At 60.8% G+C, this 21,000-nt stretch carries 21 protein-coding genes; 9 read left to right on the top strand and 12 right to left on the bottom strand.

The genetic code is table 11. The features are described 5' to 3' along the window. Positions 1-137: 137 nt before the first annotated feature. Both BMY54_RS02540 and BMY54_RS02545 read right to left on the bottom strand, forming a co-directional pair. The gene (locus tag BMY54_RS02540; RefSeq protein ID WP_093429813.1) at positions 138-1,334 is read right to left on the bottom strand and encodes a class I SAM-dependent rRNA methyltransferase; all 1,197 of its coding nucleotides are present in this window, start codon (positions 1,332-1,334) and stop codon (positions 138-140) included. 172 nt (positions 1,335-1,506) lie between these two features. After that, on the bottom strand, positions 1,507-2,046 hold the full coding sequence (locus BMY54_RS02545; RefSeq protein WP_093429814.1) for a type 1 glutamine amidotransferase domain-containing protein: 540 nt from the start codon (positions 2,044-2,046) through the stop codon (positions 1,507-1,509). Between the two features lie 228 nt (positions 2,047-2,274). Between BMY54_RS02545 and BMY54_RS02550 the strand changes: the two genes are divergently transcribed. The 3 genes from BMY54_RS02550 (at position 2,275) to BMY54_RS02560 (ending at position 4,305) form a co-directional block, all read left to right on the top strand. After that, positions 2,275-3,087: an HDOD domain-containing protein gene (locus tag BMY54_RS02550; protein ID WP_175559546.1), complete on the top strand. Its 813-nt coding sequence runs from the start codon at positions 2,275-2,277 to the stop codon at positions 3,085-3,087. 12 nt (positions 3,088-3,099) lie between these two features. Beyond that, complete coding sequence (gene mutM, locus BMY54_RS02555; protein ID WP_007913582.1) at positions 3,100-3,912, top strand: bifunctional DNA-formamidopyrimidine glycosylase/DNA-(apurinic or apyrimidinic site) lyase; 813 nt, start codon at positions 3,100-3,102, stop codon at positions 3,910-3,912. Between the two features lie 69 nt (positions 3,913-3,981). Then, positions 3,982-4,305, top strand: coding sequence for a multidrug transporter (locus tag BMY54_RS02560; RefSeq protein ID WP_093429816.1), 324 nt, complete (start codon positions 3,982-3,984; stop codon positions 4,303-4,305). A gap of 132 nt (positions 4,306-4,437) precedes the next feature. On the opposite strand, the gene BMY54_RS02565 is transcribed toward BMY54_RS02560, so the two are convergent. From BMY54_RS02565 to BMY54_RS02585, 5 genes are all read right to left on the bottom strand, one after another. Beyond that, positions 4,438-4,689 carry a YfhL family 4Fe-4S dicluster ferredoxin gene (locus tag BMY54_RS02565; protein WP_003195146.1) on the bottom strand — a complete coding sequence of 84 codons (252 nt, stop codon included), beginning with the start codon at positions 4,687-4,689 and terminating at the stop codon, positions 4,438-4,440. Between the two features lie 147 nt (positions 4,690-4,836). Continuing rightward, positions 4,837-5,316 carry a pantetheine-phosphate adenylyltransferase gene (gene coaD, locus BMY54_RS02570; protein WP_003229157.1) on the bottom strand — a complete coding sequence of 160 codons (480 nt, stop codon included), beginning with the start codon at positions 5,314-5,316 and terminating at the stop codon, positions 4,837-4,839. A gap of 115 nt (positions 5,317-5,431) precedes the next feature. Next, the gene (locus BMY54_RS02575; protein ID WP_093429817.1) at positions 5,432-7,027 is read right to left on the bottom strand and encodes a GMC family oxidoreductase; all 1,596 of its coding nucleotides are present in this window, start codon (positions 7,025-7,027) and stop codon (positions 5,432-5,434) included. Between the two features lie 119 nt (positions 7,028-7,146). After that, positions 7,147-7,692 carry a twin-arginine translocation pathway signal protein gene (locus BMY54_RS02580; RefSeq protein ID WP_093429818.1) on the bottom strand — a complete coding sequence of 182 codons (546 nt, stop codon included), beginning with the start codon at positions 7,690-7,692 and terminating at the stop codon, positions 7,147-7,149. 29 nt (positions 7,693-7,721) lie between these two features. Next, positions 7,722-9,152, bottom strand: a complete 1,431-nt coding sequence (locus tag BMY54_RS02585) for a coniferyl aldehyde dehydrogenase (RefSeq protein ID WP_093429819.1) — start codon at positions 9,150-9,152, stop codon at positions 7,722-7,724. Positions 9,153-9,298: 146 nt separating this feature from the next. Here BMY54_RS02585 and BMY54_RS02590 point away from each other — a divergent pair, with 146 nt between their 5' ends. Next, the gene (locus BMY54_RS02590; RefSeq protein ID WP_007913599.1) at positions 9,299-9,970 is read left to right on the top strand and encodes a TetR/AcrR family transcriptional regulator; all 672 of its coding nucleotides are present in this window, start codon (positions 9,299-9,301) and stop codon (positions 9,968-9,970) included. Between the two features lie 33 nt (positions 9,971-10,003). Further along, positions 10,004-10,858 (top strand): sulfurtransferase, encoded by an 855-nt coding sequence (locus tag BMY54_RS02595; RefSeq protein WP_093429820.1) that lies wholly within the window; start codon positions 10,004-10,006, stop codon positions 10,856-10,858. A gap of 102 nt (positions 10,859-10,960) precedes the next feature. On the opposite strand, the gene BMY54_RS02600 is transcribed toward BMY54_RS02595, so the two are convergent. The 5 genes from BMY54_RS02600 to BMY54_RS02620 all read right to left on the bottom strand — a co-directional run bounded on the left by BMY54_RS02600 (position 10,961) and on the right by BMY54_RS02620 (position 16,308). Next, entirely contained in the window at positions 10,961-11,803 is an 843-nt protein-coding gene (locus BMY54_RS02600) for an AraC family transcriptional regulator (protein WP_093429821.1), read from the bottom strand. Then, on the bottom strand, positions 11,800-12,795 hold the full coding sequence (locus BMY54_RS02605) for a hydrolase (RefSeq protein WP_093429822.1): 996 nt from the start codon (positions 12,793-12,795) through the stop codon (positions 11,800-11,802). The genes BMY54_RS02600 and BMY54_RS02605 overlap by 4 nt, the downstream gene beginning before the upstream one ends. A gap of 63 nt (positions 12,796-12,858) precedes the next feature. After that, the gene (gene rsmD / locus BMY54_RS02610; RefSeq protein WP_093429823.1) at positions 12,859-13,473 is read right to left on the bottom strand and encodes a 16S rRNA (guanine(966)-N(2))-methyltransferase RsmD; all 615 of its coding nucleotides are present in this window, start codon (positions 13,471-13,473) and stop codon (positions 12,859-12,861) included. Further along, positions 13,473-14,960 carry a M16 family metallopeptidase gene (locus BMY54_RS02615; protein WP_093429824.1) on the bottom strand — a complete coding sequence of 496 codons (1,488 nt, stop codon included), beginning with the start codon at positions 14,958-14,960 and terminating at the stop codon, positions 13,473-13,475. The genes rsmD and BMY54_RS02615 overlap by 1 nt, the downstream gene beginning before the upstream one ends. Beyond that, entirely contained in the window at positions 14,953-16,308 is a 1,356-nt protein-coding gene (locus BMY54_RS02620) for a M16 family metallopeptidase (RefSeq protein WP_007913612.1), read from the bottom strand. Before BMY54_RS02620 ends, BMY54_RS02615 begins: the two co-directional genes overlap by 8 nt. A gap of 344 nt (positions 16,309-16,652) precedes the next feature. Here BMY54_RS02620 and ftsY point away from each other — a divergent pair, with 344 nt between their 5' ends. The 4 genes from ftsY to rpoH all read left to right on the top strand — a co-directional run bounded on the left by ftsY (position 16,653) and on the right by rpoH (position 20,842). Continuing rightward, complete coding sequence (gene ftsY / locus BMY54_RS02625) at positions 16,653-18,182, top strand: signal recognition particle-docking protein FtsY (RefSeq protein ID WP_093429825.1); 1,530 nt, start codon at positions 16,653-16,655, stop codon at positions 18,180-18,182. Next, the gene (gene ftsE, locus BMY54_RS02630) at positions 18,179-18,850 is read left to right on the top strand and encodes a cell division ATP-binding protein FtsE (protein ID WP_008065082.1); all 672 of its coding nucleotides are present in this window, start codon (positions 18,179-18,181) and stop codon (positions 18,848-18,850) included. The genes ftsY and ftsE overlap by 4 nt, the downstream gene beginning before the upstream one ends. Further along, positions 18,847-19,872 carry a permease-like cell division protein FtsX gene (ftsX, locus tag BMY54_RS02635; protein ID WP_077574909.1) on the top strand — a complete coding sequence of 342 codons (1,026 nt, stop codon included), beginning with the start codon at positions 18,847-18,849 and terminating at the stop codon, positions 19,870-19,872. The genes ftsE and ftsX overlap by 4 nt, the downstream gene beginning before the upstream one ends. Positions 19,873-19,987: 115 nt before the next feature. Then, positions 19,988-20,842 (top strand): RNA polymerase sigma factor RpoH, encoded by an 855-nt coding sequence (gene rpoH / locus BMY54_RS02640; RefSeq protein WP_003229146.1) that lies wholly within the window; start codon positions 19,988-19,990, stop codon positions 20,840-20,842. Positions 20,843-21,000: the final 158 nt, after the last annotated feature.

The raw sequence follows: 21,000 nt of genomic DNA on the forward strand, positions 1-21,000 counted from the left end.
GTAATTAAAAGACGTAAGGAAATGTCCTGCATGTCTGCGGGAATATAATTGTAGGAAGTCCAGGAAGATAGTGAAGGGAAGGGCGATGCCAGAAACCAAAACGGGGAGCCTGCTGGCTCCCCGTTATCCGCAAAAAATCAGCTGTTGGGCAGCAGGCGGCAGGTGATGCTCTTGATGTAGCGTGTTTCGGCGATGGCAGGGTGCACCGGGTGATCCGGACCCTGGCCGCCCCGCTCGAGCAACTGGATGTTGCGATCCAGGTGACGGGCGCTGGTCAGCAGGATGTTCTGCAGGTCATCTTCCGGCAGGTGCATCGAGCACGACGCGCTGACCAGGATGCCGTCCTTGTTGAGCAGGCGCATGGCTTGCTCGTTCAGGCGACGGTAGGCGCCTTCGCCGTTTTTCATGTCTTTCTTGCGTTTGATGAACGCTGGCGGGTCGGCCACGATCACGTCGAAGCGCTCTTCGCTGGCTTTCAGCTCTTTCAAGGCTTCGAAGACGTCGCCTTCGATGCAGGTCATCTTGTCGGCGAAACCGTTCAGCGCGGCGTTGCGCTCAACGCCGTCGAGGGCGAAAGCCGAGGCGTCGACGCAGAACACTTCGCTGGCGCCGAACGCAGCAGCCTGCACGCCCCAGCCACCGATGTAGCTATAGAGGTCGAGGACGCGTTTGCCTTTGGCGTAAGGGGCCAGGCGTGCACGGTTCATGCGGTGGTCGTAGAACCAGCCGGTTTTCTGCCCCTGAATGACCGGGGCTTCGAACTTCACGCCGTTCTCTTCCAGCGCCACCCACTCCGGCACCAGGCCGAACACGGTTTCGACGTAGCGGTTGAGGCCTTCGGCATCACGGGCTGCGGAGTCGTTCTTGAACAGGATGCCGCTTGGCTTGAGTACTTGGGTCAGGGCCGCGATCACGTCATCTTTGTGCGCTTCCATGGTCGCCGAGGCGATCTGCACCACAAGAATGTCACCGAAACGGTCAACGACCAGGCCTGGCAACAGGTCGGAGTCGCCATAGACCAGACGGTAAAACGGTTTGTCGAACAGGCGCTCGCGCAGTGACAGGGCCACGTTCAGACGGTGCACCAGCAGCGACTTGTCCAGCGCAACTTTAATATCGCGCGACAGCAGGCGGGCGCAGATCAGGTTGTTCGGGCTCATCGCCACGATGCCCAACGGCTTGCCGCCAGCGGCTTCGAGGATGGCCTGGTCGCCGGCATTGAAGCCGTGAAGCGGGGTGGCGGCTACATCGATTTCGTTGCTGTAGACCCACAGGTGACCGGCGCGCAGGCGACGGTCGGCGTTGGCTTTGAGGCGCAAGCTAGGCAGGGACATGACGTCGCTCCGGAAAAAAGAGCGGGAGTATAGCGTGTTGCGACTTGTGCCGGGTTTGATGAGCGATGAAACGCTGATGGCCTCTTCGCGAGCAAGCTCGCTCCCACAGGGACCTTGTGTCGATCCAGAATCTACTGTGTGAGCGAGCTTGCTCGCGAGACGGCCTCGAATGCTACGCCGACAGCGCGGTGATCAACTCCTTGCTGAACGCCGGAATATCATCCGGCTGACGGCTGCTGATCAGGTGACCATCCTTGACCACTTCTTTATCGACCCAGTTGGCCCCGGCATTCACCAGATCATCCTTGAGTGTCTTGTAACTGGTCATGGTCTTGCCGTTGACGAGCCCGGCGGAAATCAGCAGCCATCCGCCATGGCAGATCACCGCAATCGGTTTGCCAGCAGAGGCGCCGGTCTTGACCAGGTGCTGGGCATCCTGATCGATGCGGATGGTGTCGGAGTTCTGCACGCCGCCCGGCAGGACGATCGCGTCGTACTGCTCGCTGCTGGCGCTCTGGAAAGTCTGGTCGACCTCGAAGTCGTCCGCTGGTTTATCGTGGTTCCAGCCTTTGACCTTGCCGGCCTCGGCGGAGAGGATGTCGACTTGCGCGCCCGCTTGCTCCAGTGCCTGCTTGGGACCGGTCAGTTCGACCTGCTCGAAACCGTCTGTTACCAAAATGGCGACGCGTTTGCCGTTGAGGGAAGTGGCCATCGATAAGCTCCTGAGTCTGTGGGAGTTTGCCGCCGCAATGGGCCGGTGTGACCCGTTGGGCATTACAGATTCCGAAGCCTGGACGTGAATGAAAGTTCCTGACAATTGCCCACTGGTGTGTCGTCGTGCGGTTTTTAGAGGTTAGAATCGCCGCCTGTCCCAGAGTGTGTACTTATGTCCCAAGAGCTGACCACCGAACAGATTCAACAATCGCTGCAAGGCATCAGCGTGCCTGCGCAACCGCAGATCATGGTGGATCTGCAAATGGAGCAGTACATGCCCGACCCGGACCTGGAGGTGATCGCCAAGCTGATCGCCCAGGATCCCGGGCTGTCCGGCTCGTTGCTGAAGATCGTCAACTCGCCGTATTACGGCTTGAGCAACAAAATCACCTCGATTCAGCGCGCGGTGAACCTGCTGGGTAGCCGCTCGATCATCAACCTGATCAACGCGCAGTCGATCAAGGGCGAGATGAACGACGACACCATCGTCACCCTTAACCGCTTCTGGGACACCGCCCAGGATGTGGCGATGACCTGCCTGACGCTGGCCAAGCGTATCGGCACTCAGGCCGGTGACGAGGCTTACGCCTTGGGCCTGTTCCACGATTGTGGTGTGCCGTTGATGCTGCAACGGTTTCCCAATTACATGACGGTGCTGGAAAAGGCTTACGCCAATGCCAGCGCTGAATGTCGGGTGGTCGACACCGAGAACAGCGAGTTCAACACCAACCACGCGGTGGTCGGCTACTACACCGCCAAGTCGTGGCGCCTGCCGGAGCATGTCAGTGCGGCGATCGCCAATCACCACAACGCCCTGGCGATCTTCAGCGATGAATCGTCGCGCAACAGTCAGCTGAAAAACCTCCTGGCGATCCTGAAGATGGCCGAGCATATTTGTGCGTCATACCGTGTGCTGGGCAACCAGACCGAAGATTCCGAATGGAACGCCGTCGGCCCGCTGGTACTCGACTATGTAGGACTGTCGGATTACGACTTCGAAACTCTCAAACAAACAATCCGCGACCTCGGCGCGCATTGATCCGAGAACGCCATGCCTGAACTGCCAGAAGTCGAAACCACCCGTCGCGGGATTGCCCCGCACCTGGAAGGCCAGCGCGTCAGTCGGGTGATCGTGCGTGACCGGCGGTTGCGCTGGCCGATCCCCGAAGACCTCGATGTGCGCCTGTCGGGGCAGCGCATCGTGCTGGTCGAGCGTCGCGCCAAGTATCTGCTGATCAACGCCGAAGTCGGCACGCTGATCAGCCACTTGGGCATGTCGGGTAATTTGCGTCTGGTTGAAGTCGGATTGCCGGCGCTTAAGCACGAACACGTCGATATCGAGCTGGAGTCAGGGCTGGCGCTGCGCTACACCGATCCGCGCCGGTTCGGCGCGATGTTGTGGAGCAACGACCCGCTCAATCATGAACTGCTGATTCGCTTGGGGCCTGAGCCACTGACCGATCTGTTCGACGGCGAGCGCTTGTTTCAGCTATCACGCGGGCGGTCGATGGCGGTCAAGCCGTTCATCATGGACAACGCAGTGGTGGTCGGGGTCGGCAATATTTACGCGACCGAAGCGCTGTTCGCCGCCGGGATTGACCCGCGCCGCGAGGCCGGGGGCATTTCCCGGGGGCGCTATCTGAAGCTGGCGATAGAGATCAAACGCATTCTGGCCGCTGCCATCGAGCGCGGAGGTACGACGCTGCGCGATTTCATTGGCGGCGACGGTCAGCCGGGGTATTTCCAGCAGGAACTGTTTGTCTATGGCCGTGGCGGTGAACACTGCAAGGTCTGCGGTACCGGTTTGCGTGAAGTGAAGCTCGGCCAGCGTGCCAGTGTGTTCTGCCCGCGCTGCCAGAGCTGAGGCAAACGGCTGAAAAAGTCCTACGGTCTATAGTGAGTGGTCTCACTGTTCAGCCCGAAGGATCGTGCCATGAAATCCTTGCAAACCCTCGTTGTTACGCTGCTGCTGTGTTCCAGTCTGGCTGTTCAGGCCACGGAAAACGGCAGCGGTGACCCGCGCTACACCATCCAGAATCCACCGGCCTACGCGATGATCGGCGACTTGCTGATTGCCCGACCTTTATTGGTGGTGGCGACGGTGATCGGTGCGGGGGCGTTCGTCGTGTCGTTGCCGTTTACCGCACTCGGCGGCGGGGTGGGCGATGCCGGGCAGGCGCTGGTAGTTGATCCGGCTAAAGCCGCTTTTGTGCGGTGCCTGGGGTGTATCGGGGAGGGGTTTGAGCAGCGCGAGTAAGCTGAGCAGGGATTTCCTGTGTGGCTGACGGCCCTTTCGCGAGCAAGCTCGCTCCCACATTGGAACGCATTTTAAATGTGGGAGCGAGCTTGCTCGCGAAGAGGCCCGAAAGAGCGCTACAAATCCGGCGGATCAAGCCTTGCCAGTGATCTTGCGGTATTTCTCCATCAACTGTTCTTCAGTCTCCGGATGCGCTTCGTCCAGCGGAATGCAATCCACCGGGCAGACCTGCTGGCATTGTGGTTCGTCGTAGTGGCCGACGCACTGGGTGCACAGGTTCGGGTCGATCACGTAGATCTCTTCGCCTTGGGAGATGGCGGCGTTCGGGCACTCGGGTTCGCAGACGTCGCAGTTGATGCAATCGTCGGTGATGATCAGGGACATGCTAACTCCAGCCGGGGCGGCAGGCCCGGGCGCTATAAATCAATGCGCGCAATTGTGCCGCATTGGCGAGCGCAGTGCACGCGGCTGCGATCAAGGGCACGAGACTGCAATCTTTTAAAAGCAAAAGATCACAGCCTTCGGCAGCTCCTACTTCTTGAAGCGCAGGGTCAACGCATCAGCCACGGCCGGGTGGACGAACTTGCTGATATCGCCGCCCAGCGCGGCAATTTCCCGCACCAGCGTCGAGGAAATGAACGAATAACGCTCGGACGGCGTGAGAAACAGGCTCTCCACATCCGGGGCCAACTGACGGTTCATGTTGGCCAGCTGGAATTCGTATTCGAAGTCCGACACCGCACGCAGACCGCGCAGGAACACGTTGGCGTTCTGCTCTTTGGCGAAATGCGCCAGCAGTGTCGAGAAACCGACCACTTCCACGTTCGGCAGGTGTTTGGTCACTTCGCGAGCCAGTTCTACCCGTTGTTCCAGCGGGAACAGCGGGTTTTTCTTCGGGCTGGCAGCGACTGCAATAATCACGTGGTCGAACAGGCGCGAGGCGCGTTCGACCAGATCGCCATGGCCCTTGGTAATAGGGTCGAAGGTACCTGGGTACAACACTCGGTTCATCGCGTCGTCCTGGCGGGAGTCCGTTGGGGAGTCGGATGGTATCGCAGCCGTCCCGGTCGGCCAAGTCGCCTGTTGGGTAAGAAAGCACTATAGACGAGGCAATTAATTGGTTTTTTCACGGGTTTCTCAGCCGATCGGCGAGGGAAGTCGCCAGTTGCGCGGTCAGGCCATACACCGATAGCTGCGGGTTGGCGCCGATGCTGGTAGGGAACAGCGAGCCGTCGTGAATCGACAGATTAGCCAGTTGATGATGCCGGCCAAGACTGTCGGTGACTGCGCTTTTCGGCTCTTCGCCCATCGCGCAACCGCCCATGACGTGCGCGCTGCCCAGACGCGTGCGGTACAGCTCAAGGCTCAAACCATCGATCAACGTGCGGGCCTCGGCCAGGGTTTTCACGTAACGGGCGTCGGCGTGCATCGGCATCACCGCTTTTGCACCGCCGGCGAACTGGATTTCGGCCATGACGTGAAAAGCCCGGCGCAAGCCTTCCCAGGCGTAGGGTGACACCTGATAGTCGAGCACCGGCGAACCATCGCCACGCAGCTCGACGGTGCCGCCCGTGCTGTCCGGGTGAAAACCGTCACGTAGCAAGGCCAGCATGGCGTGGGTGTGCGGCAGGTCTGCCATGTGTTGCGCGCTCTCTGCGCCAAAGCCGCCGAGCAGGGTGGCAGCCAAGGCCGGATGCAACGGCGGCACTTCGAGTTTGAAGGCCATCGGCCCGCTGGTGCCGTCCTTCCACTGGAAATGGTCGGAATAGATCGACTGCGGCGCCCCGTAAAACGGGTTGATGACTTCGTCGAAGCGCGCTGCGGACATGTTCACCGGGTGCAGGAAGGTACGTTTTCCCAGGGTTTTATGTGGGTCCGCAGCATCCGAACGCAGCAGCAGCGCCGGGCTGTTGATGCCGCCGCCGGCGAGCACGTAATGCCGCGCCTTGACCGTGATCTTGCGCCCGGTCGGCGTGACGCAACGTTCGTCCATCGCCACGCATTGCAGGCCAGTGACCTTGTCGCCGTTGATCAGCAGCTTCTCCGCGCGGGCCAGATACAGCAGTTCGCCGCCCTTTTCCAGAGTCGCCGGAATGGTCGTGACCATCATCGATTGTTTGGCATTGGTCGGACAGCCCATGCCGCAATAGCCGAGGTTCCAGCAGCCGCGCACGTTACGTGGGATCACGTGCCAGCTATAGCCAAGTTGTTCGCAGCCTTTACGGATCACGTCGTTGTTGGCATTGGGTGGCACCCTCCACGGGGCGACGCCGAGGCGCTGCTCCATTTTCTCGAACCACGGCGCCATCTCGGCAGGGCTGTGACCTTTGACGTTGTGTTCCTTGGCCCAGTGCTCGAGGGTCGGCTCCGGGGTGCGAAAGCTCGAGGTCCAGTTGATCAGCGTCGTGCCGCCGACCGCGCGGCCCTGAAGAATGGTGATCGCGCCGTCCTTGCTCATGCGCCCGATGCCTTCCTGATAAAGGCTGCTGTAGGCCTTGTCTTCGAGCATTTTGAAATCTGAACTGGTTTTCAGCGGGCCTTCTTCGATCAGCAGAACTTTGTAGCCGGCAGCGCTGAGGATTTCTGCCGTGGTGCCGCCACCGGCGCCGCTGCCGATGATGGCCACGTCGGCTTCAAGGCTGAGATCGTCGCTCAGTTGTGCGCCGTTGTAGGTTTTCCAGCCTCGGGCGAGGCCTTCGCGGAACGGGTCGGGTACGGGCATCGATCAGGTTCTCTTGTTTTTGTTGTTCTGGCGGGCCTCATCGCGAGCAGGCTCACTCCTACAGGGGAATGCATTTCAAATGTGGGAGCGAGCTTGCTCGCGAAGGGAGCGACACGGTTTCAGACGCTAGGCGGCCCTGGATAACCGCAATGCGCCCACGATTCTGCGCGGGTATACCAGGCCATCATCACCATCTGCTGCAACGAGCTATGCCCCATGCGCAGTAGGTTCAGCGAACTGTTTTCCCAGCGCTCGAGGAAATGGCGCATGGCCTCGGGGCTGGCATTTTCCCAGCTGCCCCAGATCCCGGTGAGTGGCCCGCGCGTCACGGCCATGCCGAGTACGTCGAACAGTTGCCGGGTGAGCTTGAGCATTTCCGGCGACAGGTGATCAAGGCTGTAGTCCAGCGACTTGAGCGTGCCATCAACCGCGCTCGGCATCTTCTCGGCTGCCACGGCGCCGTCGAGCATCACCGGAATCAGTGCGCGCAGAAACAGCAGGTCGCCGTCGCGCAACGAGACAAAGCCGTTGGCCGCGACGCTCGACGAACAGCCACTTAGGCTGGCGCCGAGTCCGGCGGTGGCGAGAAACGCCGTGGCGCCAAGGCTGAATTTCAGCAGGCCACGGCGCGACAGTGCAGGTGTTTCGGTCAGGCTTGGGTGCATTGTTTTTATTACCCGGCGATGACAAAGGTTTAGCGAATGAACAGCTTCTGGATCAGTTTCTGAATCGATGTGCCGTAGGGCGGGTAAATCAGTCGGGCTGCGTTGAAGCGCTGTTTAATCAGCACGCCCTTGGCCTTGCTGAAGGTCAGGAAGCCTTCGTGACCGTGGTAGTGGCCCATGCCCGAAGCGCCGATGCCACCGAATGGCATATCGTCCTGAGCCACATGCAGCAAGGTATCGTTCAGGCACACACCGCCGGAATGAGTTTCGTGTAGCACCCGGTTCTGTTCGCGTTTGTCGTAGCCAAAGTAGTAAAGAGCCAGAGGACGTGGCCGCTGATTGATGTAAGCAAATGCCTGCTCCAGGTCCTGATACGGCACGATCGGCAGCAGCGGGCCGAAGATTTCGTCCTGCATCACCGTCATCTCATCGCTGACATTCAGCAGCACACTGTGCGGCATGCGTCGGCCCTGGCCCTGCTCGAACAGCGGAATCAACAGCGCTCCCTTGCTGGTGGCGTCGCTTACATAACCGTTGAGCCGCGCCAGTTGGCGTTCGTTGATGATCGCCGTGTAGTCCGGATTGTCGGTGAGTGTCGGGTAAAAACCCTGCACCGCCTGGCGATAGGCTTCGACAAAAGCACCGACCCGGTCTTCCGGCACCAGCACGTAATCCGGGGCAACGCAGGTCTGGCCGGCGTTGAGGGTTTTACCGAAGGCTATGCGCTCGGCGGCATCCTTGAGCGGGACATCGCGGGAGACGATGGCCGGCGACTTGCCGCCCAGCTCCAGGGTGACCGGGGTGAGGTTTTCGGCGGCGGCGCGCATCACGTGTTTGCCGATGCTGGTGGCGCCGGTAAACAGCAAGTGGTCGAAGCGCAAGCGCGAGAACGCCACGCCGATGTCGGCTTCACCGAGCACCACGCAGACCAGGTCTTCGGGGAAAATTCGTGCCAGCAGTTCTTTCATCAACAAGCCGGTGGCCGGGGTCGATTCGCTCAGTTTGAGCATCACCCGGTTACCCGCCGCCAAGGCGCCGACCAGTGGGCCGACGGCCAGATACAACGGGTAGTTCCACGGCACGATGACGCCAACCACGCCCAATGGTTGATACACCACTTTTGCCGAAGCGGGCTGAAACGCGATGCCGACCTTGCGCCGCGAAGCTTTCATCCAGCCTTTGAGATGGCGGTTGGCGTAATGAATGCCGTGCAGGCTCGGCATCAGTTCGGCGAGCAAGGTTTCGTCGGCGCTGCGATGGCTGAAATCGGAGCTGATCGCCTCGATCAAGGCCTGACGCTCGTTGCTGAGCAAATCACTCAGGGCCTTGAGCCATTGCTGGCGCTGGGCGGCGGGCGGCATCGGATTGGCGGCATACGCAGCCCGCTGCGCCTCGAACAACCGGTCCAGTTCGGCCAGCGGTTGTTGCAGCGTTTGCAGGTAAGCAACGTCGGCAGTCATGGTCTGCTCCGGATTTATTGTAGTGATGAACTTTTTAGAGTCTATGCTCTAGAAAGTCAAATGACTTCCTTGCACGGCAGTGTTTTATCCATTTCCGGTTAGGTCGTAAGATGCTCCCCAACGCACTCTGAATTAAAGCTCAAGCCATGGCCCCACGAATAAAAACCAGCGAGCGTATCGTGCTGAACAGCCTTGAACTGTTCAATCAGCAGGGCGAGCGCAGCATCAGCACCAATCATATTGCCGCCCACATGGAGATTTCTCCGGGCAACCTGTACTACCACTTCCCCAACAAGCAGGCGATCATCGCCGTGTTGTTCAGTGAGTACGAAAGCCTCGTGGACAGCTTTCTGCGTCCGCCGCAGGGGCGCGCGGCGACGGTCGAGGACAAGCGTTTCTATCTCAAGGAATTGCTCTCGGCGATGTGGCGCTACCGCTTTCTGCACCGCGATCTGGAGCATCTGCTCGACAGCGATCCGGAACTGGCCGCCCGCTATCGGCGCTTTTCCCAGCGCTGCGTGATTCAGGGCGCGGCGATCTACGAAGGTTTTGTTGCCGCCGGGATCCTTGATATGGATCGCGTGCAGATCGAATCCCTGACCCTCAATGCCTGGATCATCCTGACGTCCTGGGTGCGCTTCCTGTGCACCACCCGCGAAAACTCCAACCACCTCAGTGAACAAGCTATTAAACGTGGCGTGTATCAGGTACTGGTGCTCGAAGCCGGGTTTGTCACCGAGCAGGCGCGTGACGAGGTCAATGCGTTGTTCGAGGAATTCTACGTGCCGCTGGCCCAGGCCCTCGAAGACGTGAAATAAACCGTTCTGTTGAAATCCCTCAGGGAGCCCGTTATGCCGATTGCGCAACTGATCAGCCCCGAAGCACTGGACGCCCGCAAGGCGCAGCCAGGGCTGGTGATTCTCGATTGTCGTTTTGCCCTCGAAGACCCGGACTACGGTCAGCGCAGCTATGCCGAAGGGCACATTGCCGGGGCGAGCTTTGCTGACCTTGAGCGTGACCTCAGCGGTAAAGTGGTCAAAGGCGTGACTGGCCGTCACCCGTTGCCCGAGCCGGCGGCGTTGATCGAGCGGCTGCAGGCGTGGGGCATCAACAGCGACAGCGACGTGGTTTTGTACGACGACGGTCCCGGTGCCTACGCGGCGCGGGCGTGGTGGTTGCTGGCTTGGCTGGGCAAGCGCGACGGTGTGTTCATTCTCGATGGCGGGCTCAAGGCGTGGCATGCGGCGGGGCTCCCGCTGAGCCTGGATGCGCCGACGGTTACCCGTGGCAATTTCAGTGGCCAGCCGGACACCCGCCTGCTGCTCAGCGCCGAGCAACTGCAACAGCGCCTTGGTCAACCGGCGCTGACGTTGATCGATGCCCGGGCTTTGCCGCGTTTCAAAGGTGAGGTCGAGCCGATTGATCCGGTTGCCGGGCATATTCCCGGTGCGCAATGCACGGCGTTCACCGACAACCTCGGCAGCGATGGACGATTCCTGCCGGCGGATCAACTCAAGCAGCGTTTTGCCGCGAAGCTGGGTGAGCGTTCGCCAGCGGATCTGGTTGCGTATTGCGGGTCCGGCGTGACGGCGTGTCATAACCTGTTTGCCTTGTGTCTGGCGGGTTATCCGTTGGGGTCGTTGTATGCCGGGTCGTGGAGTGAGTGGATCAACGAGCCTTCGCGCGGTATCGCCACCGGCGAATAACCAACATCTGTGGGAGCGAGCCTGCTCGCGAAGGTGTCGGATCAGTCGACATTAATGTTGAATGAACAACCGCTTTCGCGAGCAGGCTCGCTCCCACATTGGTTATTCGTTGTCTGAAGGAAGCTGTCGGGCGCTGCGGTAAGCGGCGGGCCCGACACCATAAGCCTGTTTGAACTGTCGGCTCAAATGGCTCTGGTCGGCAAAACCCAATTGCGTGGCGACCTCCACGGGCAGGCAGCCATGTTGCAGGAGTGCGCGGGCCTGGGCGATGCGCTGCTGCATCAGCCAGGTGTGCGGCGGCATGCCGGTGGCGCGACGGAATACTCGGGCGAAATGGAAGGGTGACAGATTGACCGCCGCCGCGAGCTCTTCCAGCGATGGCGGCGCCGCCAGTTGCGCGCGCAGCAGTTCTTTGCCCAACAGCACCGCGCGGTGTTCCTTGCCGGCTCGGCCGGGCACGGGCACTGCCGCATGGCGCTGCAACAGCCGCAACATCATCTCGCGCCACACCGTCTGCTGTTGCAGCGCGGTGGTCGGGCTTTCGAGCAGACGGTGCAACTGCGCAAAGCCGTTGACCAGATCCGCATCGCGATACAACGTGGCGCTGAACGCCGGCAGGTTGCTGGTGGACAGCTCCAGCTCATCCAGCAGCGAAACGATTTGCGCGGTATCGGGATAAAACGCCCGGTACAGCCAGCCGTCCTCGGTGCCCTTGTGCCCGGTGTGCAGCTCGTCCGGATTGATCAGTACCAGCGTGCCGCTGCCCGCCAGATGCTCGGCGCCGCGATAGCGATAACGCTGGGCGCCGGCCATGATCATGCCGATCACATAGCCGTCATGCACATGCGGGGCGAAGCGATGCTCGATGTAGCGCGCCGACAGCAACTCGACCCCGGCCAGCGGCGCGGTTTGCCAGAAGCGGATCGACTCGCCCTGATCGCTCATGCGGACACGCGAGCCAGCCACTGCGGGATGCGCCGCTCCAGGTAGTAACCGGGCTGACGCAGCGAGCCTTCGACAAAGCCGACATGCCCACCGCGTGCCTGCAATTCGAAGACGGTTGACGCCGATAGCTCATTGGCCTGCGGCAAACTGTGCGGGAACACGAAAGGATCGTCCGCCGCTTGAATGATCAGGGTCGGCGTGCGGATCTCGCCGAGGAAATAGCGGCTAGAAGCGCGGCGATAGTAATCCTCGGCATCCTCGAACCCGTGCAACGGCGCGGTTACCCGGCCATCGAAATCCCAGAAGGTGCGCATGTTTTCCAGCGAGCCGAGGGCGGCCAGCGCGGCGAGTCCTTCTTCACGCCCGTCGTGTTGAAACTTCCGCTGCTTGTTCTTGATATAGGCGACCATCTCGCGCATGAAGTGCGCCTGATAGACCTTGGAAAATCCCTGGCCGATGCGGTCGGCGCATTGGTCGAGGCGAAACGGCACTGATACCGCCACGGCGCCGAGCACGCCGCTGGCGCTGCCGGTTTCCCCGAGGTGTTTAAGCAGCACGTTGCCGCCCAGGGAGTAGCCGACGGCATACAGCGGTGCCAGCGGTCGTTTGGCGCGCAGATGTCTGATGGTTTCGGCGAGGTCTTCGCTGGCGCCGGAGTGATAGCTGCGCGGCAGCAAATTCGGTTCGCCAGAGCAGCCGCGCCAGTTCAACGCAACACTGGCCCAGCCTTGATCAGCCAATGACTTCTGGATGCCCGCTACATAAGGCGAATTGGAGGACCCGGTCAGACCGTGTAACACCAGCACCAGTGGTGCATCGGCGGTGTGCGGGCCGTGCCAGTCGAGATCGAGAAAGTCGCCATCCTCAAGCCACAGGCGTTCGCGTTCACGCTCGATATGTACGGTTTTGCGCCACAGCGGCCCCCACAAGGTTTGCAGGTGCGGATTGCCGAGGCCGAAGGCGGGGTTGAAGCGTTCTGAAGAGGCGGACACGATGGTTCTCGATGCAGAGCGGCGACCCTGTTGGAAGGGGCGCCGCTTATTCGGACCGGTCGGTTAACCGGCGATCTCTGCCGTACGTTGCCACAACGCGTAATAAACCCGGCCGGATTTCTGTTCGCGGTGCAGGCGCCAGTTGCCCGGCAGGCCCAGCGTCGATGGCGCCGTTTCGCTTTCAGTGTAGATCCACGAGTCCGGCGCCAGCCACTGGCGCTCTTCGAGCAAGGTGCAGACGGCAGGCAGCAGGTTCTGGTTGAACGGCGGGTCGAGGAATACCAGGTCGAACGGTGTTGCGGTCTGGGTTTCCAGATAACGCAGGGCGTCGGCGGTCTGCACCTGGCCGTTGGTGCAGCGCAGGGTGCCGAGGTGTTCTTTCAGGCTGGACACCGCAATGTTGCTGGCATCCAGCGCCTGACCCATGGCCGCGCCACGGGACAGCGCTTCGAGAAACAGCGCGCCACTGCCGGCGAACGGATCAAGCACCTTGGCCCCTTCAACGTACGGTGCGAGCCAGTTGAACAAGGTTTCACGCACGCGATCCGGCGTCGGGCGCAGGCCCGGTGCGTCGGGGAAGCTCAGCTTGCGGCTGCGCCATTGGCCGCCAATGATGCGCAACTGGTTCACACCGTTGTGAACGTTTTGCGCAGGTTTCTTGGGTGCTCGAGTCGCCATTAGTGCTCCGGAACCCCGAGCGGTTGCTCGGCAGGTTTATCAGATGGGGCCGGTAACGGCTTTTGCGGCACGGTCGGGCCAGCGGTGACGATGACCATTTTGTCCGTGCTCAGGTGTTTGTTCAGAGCGTCGCGGACTTGTTCCACGGTCAGGCTTTGCGACTGACGCATGAAGTCATCCAGGTAGCTCAGCGGCAGATTATAGAAGCCCATCGCGCCGAGTTGGCCGACGATATCGGCATTGCTCGCGGTGGACAGCGGGAAGCTGCCGGCCAGTTCGCGTTTGGCGTCGTCGAGTTCCTTCTGCGTCGGCCCGGTTTTCAGGTAGTCAGCGAGCACGTCCTGCACCAGTTTCAGGGTGCCCTCGCTCATTTCTGCGCGGGTTTGCAGGTTGATCATGAACGGGCCACGTACCTGCATCGGGCTGAACGCCGAGTACACGCCGTAGGTCAGGCCGCGCTTCTCGCGCACTTCACTCATCAGGCGCGTGCCGAAACCGCCGCCACCGAGGATCTGGTTGCCCATCGACAGCGCGGCGTAATCCGGATCGTCACGGTCGATACCCAGTTGCGCGATCATCAGATTGGTCTGCTTCGACGGGAACTCGATATGGCCTGTGCTGGCCTTCGGTTCCTGTGGCTGGGCGATCTTCGCCAGCGCCGGGCCTTTCGGCAGGGCAGAAGAGACCTGATTGGCAATTGCTTCGGCGTCCGCCCGCGACAGGTCGCCGACCAGCGCGATCACCACGTTGCCAGCGGCGTAGGCCTTGGCGTGGAACTCACGCAACTGCGCGAGGGTGATCTTCGGCACGCTCTGCGGGTTACCGTCACTCGAATGCGCGTACGGGTGATCGCCGTACAAGCGCTTCATCAGCTCAAGGCTGGCGAGTTTGCCGGGGTTCTGTTTCTGGTATTCGAAACCGGCGAGCAGCTGGTTCTTGATGCGTGCGAACGAATCGGCCGGGAAGGTCGGTTTGCCAACCACTTCCGAAAACAGCTTCAGCGCCGGTTCACGCTTGTCGGTGGCACTCAAGCTGCGTAGCGAAGCCAGCGCCATGTCCTTGAAAGCACCGTTGCCGAAATCCGCACCGAGGCCTTCGAAGCCTTGCGCGATGGCGCCGACGTCTTTACCGGCGACACCTTCGTTGAGCATTGCGTTGGTCAGCACCGCCAGACCCGACGCGCTGCCGTCCTGGCTGCTGCCGGCGGCGAAGATCAGGCGCATGTCGAACATCGGCAGCTCATGGGCTTCGACGAACAATACTTTGGCGCCTTCGGCGGTGTTCCAGGTTTGCACGTCGAGTTTGCGGCTGGCCGGGGCCTTGCCGTCGAGTTCGGTCAGTGATTGCAGCTTCTGGCTGGTCTTGGCGTTGTCGAGGGCTTCGCTGGCATTGCTGTCAGCGCCAGGCGACAGGTAGAGCGCGGCAGAGCCGATCACCGCCGCGGCGATCAGGCCGAGCAGCAGGCGTGGGGATTTGCGCTTACTCATGAGTCGTCTCCAGTGGCAGGACGTGGGCGACGCTGAGACGTTCGCGGGTGAAATACAGCTTGGCGGCATTCTGGATGTCTTGCGGGGTCACGCTTTCCAGATCGGCGAGTTCGGTGTCCATCAGTTTCCACGACAGACCTACGGTCTCGAGTTGACCGATGGCGGTGGCCTGACTGGTGATCGAATCACGTTCGAAGACCAGACCGGCAATCACTTGTGCTCGCACGCGCTCCAGTTCTTCAGCGGACGGTGCGGTGGTTTTCAGTTGTTCCAGCAGTTTCCACAAGCCCGCCTCGGCTTGCGCGATAGTCTTTTTCTTCTGGGTGTTCGGGGTTGCCGACAGGGTGAACAGACTGTCGCCACGGGTATAGGCGTCGTAGCTCGACGAACCGCCGGAGACCAGCTCTTCGCCGCGCTCCAGTTGCGTCGGGATGCGCCCGCTGTAACCGCCGTCGAGCAACGCCGAGATCAGGCGCAAGGCGTTGACCGAGCGTTTGTCTTCAGCCGTGGCAATGCTTGGCACGTTGAAACCGAGCATCAAGCTAGGCAACTGAGTCTGCACGTGCAGGGTGATCTGGCGTTCGCCGGGTTCGGCCAGCTCCAGCGGTTTTTTCGCTGGCGGCACGTCGCGCTTGGCGATCGGGCCGAAATAGCGCTGGGCGAGGGTTTTCACTTCGTCCGGAGTAACGTCACCGACTACGACCAGCGTGGCGTTGTTCGGCACGTACCAGGATTGGTACCAGTGGCGCAGCTCCTCGACTTTCATCCGGTCGAGGTCGGCCATCCAGCCAATGGTTGGCGTGTGGTAACCGCTGGCCGGGTAGGCCATGGCCTTGTAGCGCTCGTAAGCCTTGGACATCGGCTTGTCATCGGTGCGCAAACGGCGCTCTTCCTTGATGACTTCGATTTCCTTGGCGAACTCGTCGGCCGGCAGGCGCAGATTTGCCATGCGGTCGGCTTCCAGTTCGAAGGCTACGCCCAGACGGTCGCGGGCCAGCACCTGGTAATAAGCGGTGAAATCGTCGCTGGTGAAGGCGTTCTCTTCGGCGCCGAGGTCACGCAGGATCAGCGAGGCTTCGCCGGGACCGACTTTTTCACTGCCCTTGAACATCATGTGCTCAAGCGCGTGGGACAGACCGGTCTGGCCCGGGGTTTCGTAGCTGGAGCCGACCTTGTACCAGACCTGCGAGACCACCACCGGCGCGCGATGGTCTTCGCGCACGACGACCTTGAGGCCGTTGTCGAGGGTGAATTCGTGAGTCGGTTGCGGGTCGGCCGCCAAGGCCGAAAGGGGCAGGCAGACTGTGCTGAGCAGCAGGCCTGCGGCGCGGCGGGCTAGAGCATTCATTCGTTTTTTAACCTGTTGGGCTGCCCGCTTGGTCTTAGCGTCGGCGGGCGAGAGGGTGCTAGGATACTGATCCGTTTTACCGGCGACCACGCCTATCAGGTTTTCAGACCTGATCTGGCTGAATGGGTTTGCGGCAGAAAGCTACGGTTTATCGACTAAACTTCGCTTTTTCGCCGAATTTGCCGGTTTAGTCCTTCGTTTATACGATTCTTTGAGGTGCCGCTGGCGCCTCGACAAAATGTTGCGCGTGAACAAGCTGGATGAAACACAGTCTGTTCTGCATCGAATATTTATTTGCCGGGGCGCCCTTATGGCGCGTCGCTACCGTGAGATAGCCGTCCTCCATGTTTGGTTCCAACGACGACAAGAAGACCCCAGCTGCGGCTGGCGAGAAGAAAAGCCTGTTCGGATGGCTGCGTAAGAAACCGCAGGAACCCGTCGTCGAACAGCCGCCGGTGACTCCTGAGCCAGCGCCTGCGCCGGCTCCAGTCATAGAAGAAGAGCCGGCACCGATTGTGCTGCCGATTGCCGAGCCGGTGTTGCAACCGGTTGAGCCTGAGCCTGAAGCGCCTGTGGCGGCTGAGCTACCACTGACTCCTGCGGCTGAACCGTGGCTGACCTTGCCGGTGGCGGAAGAGCCGGTGGCGTTGGTTGAAGAGGCTGCGCCGCATATCACCCCGATGATTCCTGCGCCTGCTGCGTTCGTTCCAGAGGTTGCTCCGGCGCCGGTGGTTGAGCCGGTTGTCGAGCCTGCGCCGGTTGTTGTCGAGCCTGTTGCGCCCGTGTTTGTTGCGCCAGTTGTTCAACAGCCCGAGCCTGCACCTGCACCTGCACCTGCACCTGCACCTGCACCTGTACCGGTATCGGTCGTCGCTGCGCCAGTTGTGCCGGTTGAAGTGGTTACCGAGGCCCCAGTCGAAGCCCCGCGCACCGAAGAAGCCAAAGCCGGTTTCTTCGCCCGCCTCAAGCAAGGCCTGTCGAAAACCAGCGCCAGCATCGGCGAGGGCATGGCCAGCCTGTTCCTCGGCCGCAAAACCATCGACGACGATCTGCTCGATGACCTCGAAACCCGTCTGCTCACAGCCGACGTCGGCGTCGAAGCCACCACGCAGATCATCCAGCGCCTGACCCAGAAGGTCGCCCGCAAAGAGCTGGCCGACGCCGACGCGCTGTACAAATCCCTGCAGGCCGAACTGGCGGCGATGCTCAAGCCGGTCGAACAACCGCTGAAAATCGTTTCGCAGAACAAACCGTTCGTGATTCTGGTGGTTGGCGTTAACGGCGCTGGCAAGACCACCACCATCGGCAAACTGGCGAAGAAGCTGCAACTGGAAGGCAAGAAAGTCATGCTCGCTGCCGGTGACACCTTCCGCGCCGCTGCCGTAGAGCAACTTCAGGTCTGGGGCGAGCGCAACAAGATTCCGGTCATCGCCCAGCACACCGGCGCCGACTCGGCTTCGGTGATCTTCGACGCCGTGCAGGCCGCCAAGGCCCGTGGCATCGACGTGTTGATCGCTGACACTGCCGGTCGTCTGCACACCAAAGACAACCTGATGGAAGAACTGAAAAAGGTTCGCCGGGTCATCGGCAAGCTTGATGCAGACGCGCCGCACGAAGTGCTGCTGGTGCTCGACGCCGGCACCGGCCAGAACGCCATCAACCAGGCCAAGCAATTCAACCAGACCGTCGAACTGACCGGCCTGGTGCTGACCAAGCTCGACGGTACCGCCAAGGGCGGCGTGATTTTCGCCCTGGCCAAGCAGTTCGGCTTACCGATCCGCTACATCGGCGTCGGTGAAGGCATCGACGATTTGCGTACCTTTGAAGCCGAACCCTTTGTCCAGGCACTGTTTGCCGAGCGGGAGCGTTCATGATTCGTTTCGAACAGGTCGGTAAACGCTACCCGAACGGTCACGTCGGCTTGCATGAGCTGAGCTTTCGAGTCCGTCGTGGCGAGTTCTTGTTTGTCACCGGCCACTCCGGCGCCGGTAAATCCACGTTGTTGCGCCTGTTGCTGGCGATGGAGCGTCCGACCAGCGGCAAACTGCTGCTGGCCGGGCAAGACCTGAGCACCATCAGCAACGCGCAGATTCCGTTCCTGCGTCGGCAGATCGGCGTGGTGTTCCAGAATCACCAACTGCTGTTCGATCGCACGGTGTTCAACAACGTCGCCTTGCCGCTGCAGATTCTTGGCTTGTCCAAGGCCGAAATCGCCAAGCGTGTCGACTCGGCGCTGGAGCGCGTGGCGCTGTCGGATAAAACCGATCTGTACCCGGGCGACCTGTCCACCGGTCAGCAACAGCGCGTCGGCATCGCCCGCGCCATCGTGCACCGCCCGGCCTTGCTGCTGGCGGACGAACCGACCGGTAACCTCGACCCGCGTCTGGCGGCGGAAATCATGGGCGTATTCGAAGACATCAACCGTCTGGGCACCAGCGTGCTGATCGCCAGTCACGACCTGGCACTGATCGCGCGCATGCGTCACCGCATGCTGACCCTCCAACGCGGCCGATTGATTGGCGACGGGGAGGCCGGGGAATGAGTGCGACACGCAGTCCGAAGGTTTCCGAACGCGTGGCCCCGAAAGCCGCCGATCCGCAGCCACCGAAGAAGAAAAAACACGACGAAGACGATGGCCCGGACTTCGCCACGCTGTTCCGTGCCTGGGTCGAAAGCCATCGCGCCAGTCTGCTCGACAGCCTGCGTCGTCTCGGCAAGCAGCCGATCGGCAGCTTCTTCACCTGCATGGTGATGGCGGTCGCGCTGAGTCTGCCAATGGGCTTGTCCCTGTTGCTCAACAACGTCGAGCGTCTTGGCGGTTCGTGGCAGCGTGCGGCGCAGATTTCGCTGTATCTGCAACTCGACGCCAGCCCGGAGCAGGGCGAGTCGTTGCGCGAGCAGATCAAAGGCATGCCCGGCGTAGCGGATGCTGAATATGTCGGCCGCGATCAGGCGCTGGAAGAGTTTCAGCAGCAATCCGGGTTGGGCGAAGCCCTGCGCGAGCTGCCGGAGAACCCGTTGCCGGGCGTGGTGCTGGTCACCCCGAACGAGGTCGACAAGCCGACGCTGGAAGCATTAAGACAAAAACTTTCCGAATTGCCCAAGGTACAACAGGCGCAACTTGATCTAGTCTGGGTCGAGCGTTTGGCCGCGATCCTCAAGCTTGGCGATCGTTTTGTCTTCGGTCTGACGGTGCTGCTGGTTTCTGCATTACTTTTGGTGATAGGCAATACCATTCGTCTTCATATTGAAAACCGCCGCACCGAGATAGAAGTGATTAAACTCGTCGGCGGCACTGACAGTTATGTGCGTCGCCCTTTCCTTTATATGGGCGCGTTGTATGGCTTCGGTGCGGGGCTACTGTCCTGGGGTGTATTGGCGTTCGGCCTGAACTGGCTGAACGACGCGGTGGTTGGACTGGCCGGCTTGTACGGCAGTGATTTCGCGCTGGCCGGAGTGCCAGTTGCCGACGGTCTGTCGCTCTTGCTTGGCGCGGTGCTGTTGGGTTATATCGGTGCATGGATTGCAGTCGCACGCCATCTCAGGGAGCTGGCGCCGAAGTAGAATCTTTTTTGCGCGTGATTGACCTCGCGGTTTTTTTGGGAACTTGCACTTGAATTCCCGGTCAATTTTTCGCAGTGCCGAGAGGCACGAGTATGTAAGTGGGAGGTTTTTTCGTATGACCAATTCTTTGCAACCTGCGTATGCGTTGGTTCCGGGTGCGAACCTGGAAGCCTACGTGCACACCGTCAACAGCATTCCATTGCTGACGCCGGAGCAGGAGCGTGAACTGGCCGAGAGTCTCTACTATGAGCAGGATTTGGGGGCGGCTCGGCAGATGGTGCTCGCCCACCTGCGTTTTGTCGTACACATTGCCCGTAGCTATTCCGGCTACGGTCTGGCTCAGGCTGACCTGATCCAGGAAGGTAACGTCGGCCTGATGAAGGCCGTGAAGCGCTTCAACCCGGAAATGGGTGTGCGTCTGGTGTCGTTCGCCGTGCACTGGATCAAGGCGGAAATTCACGAGTTCATCCTGCGCAACTGGCGCATTGTGAAAGTCGCGACCACCAAGGCCCAGCGCAAGCTGTTCTTCAACCTGCGCAGCCAGAAAAAACGTCTGGCGTGGCTGAACAACGAGGAAGTCCACCGTGTGGCGGAAAGCCTCGGCGTCGAGCCGCGTGAAGTGCGCGAAATGGAAAGTCGCCTGACCGGCCATGACATGGCCTTCGACCCGGCTGCTGAAGCCGACGACGACAGCGCTTTCCAGTCGCCGGCCAACTACCTGGAAGACCACCGGTACGACCCGGCGCGTCAACTGGAAGATGCCGACTGGAGCGACAACTCCAATCACAACCTGCACGAAGCGCTGGAAGTGCTGGACGAACGTAGCCGCGACATCCTCTACCAGCGCTGGCTGGCCGAAGAGAAAGCCACGCTGCACGATCTGGCGCAGAAGTACAACGTGTCGGCCGAGCGGATCCGTCAGCTCGAGAAGAGCGCGATGAACAAGCTCAAGTTGTCGATCGCCGCATAACCGGCGAGCAGGCAATAAAAAAACGCCCCGATCAGCGATGATCGGGGCGTTTTCATTTCCGGCTTCACACAAAACCCATGTGAGAGCGAGCTTGCTCGCGAAAGCGGAGTGTCAGTCACCGCCACTGCTGGATGATCCACCGCATTCGCGAGCAAGCT

This window comes from Pseudomonas sp. ok266 (assembly GCF_900110195.1).
GTDB classification, from domain to species: domain Bacteria; phylum Pseudomonadota; class Gammaproteobacteria; order Pseudomonadales; family Pseudomonadaceae; genus Aquipseudomonas; species Aquipseudomonas neuropathica.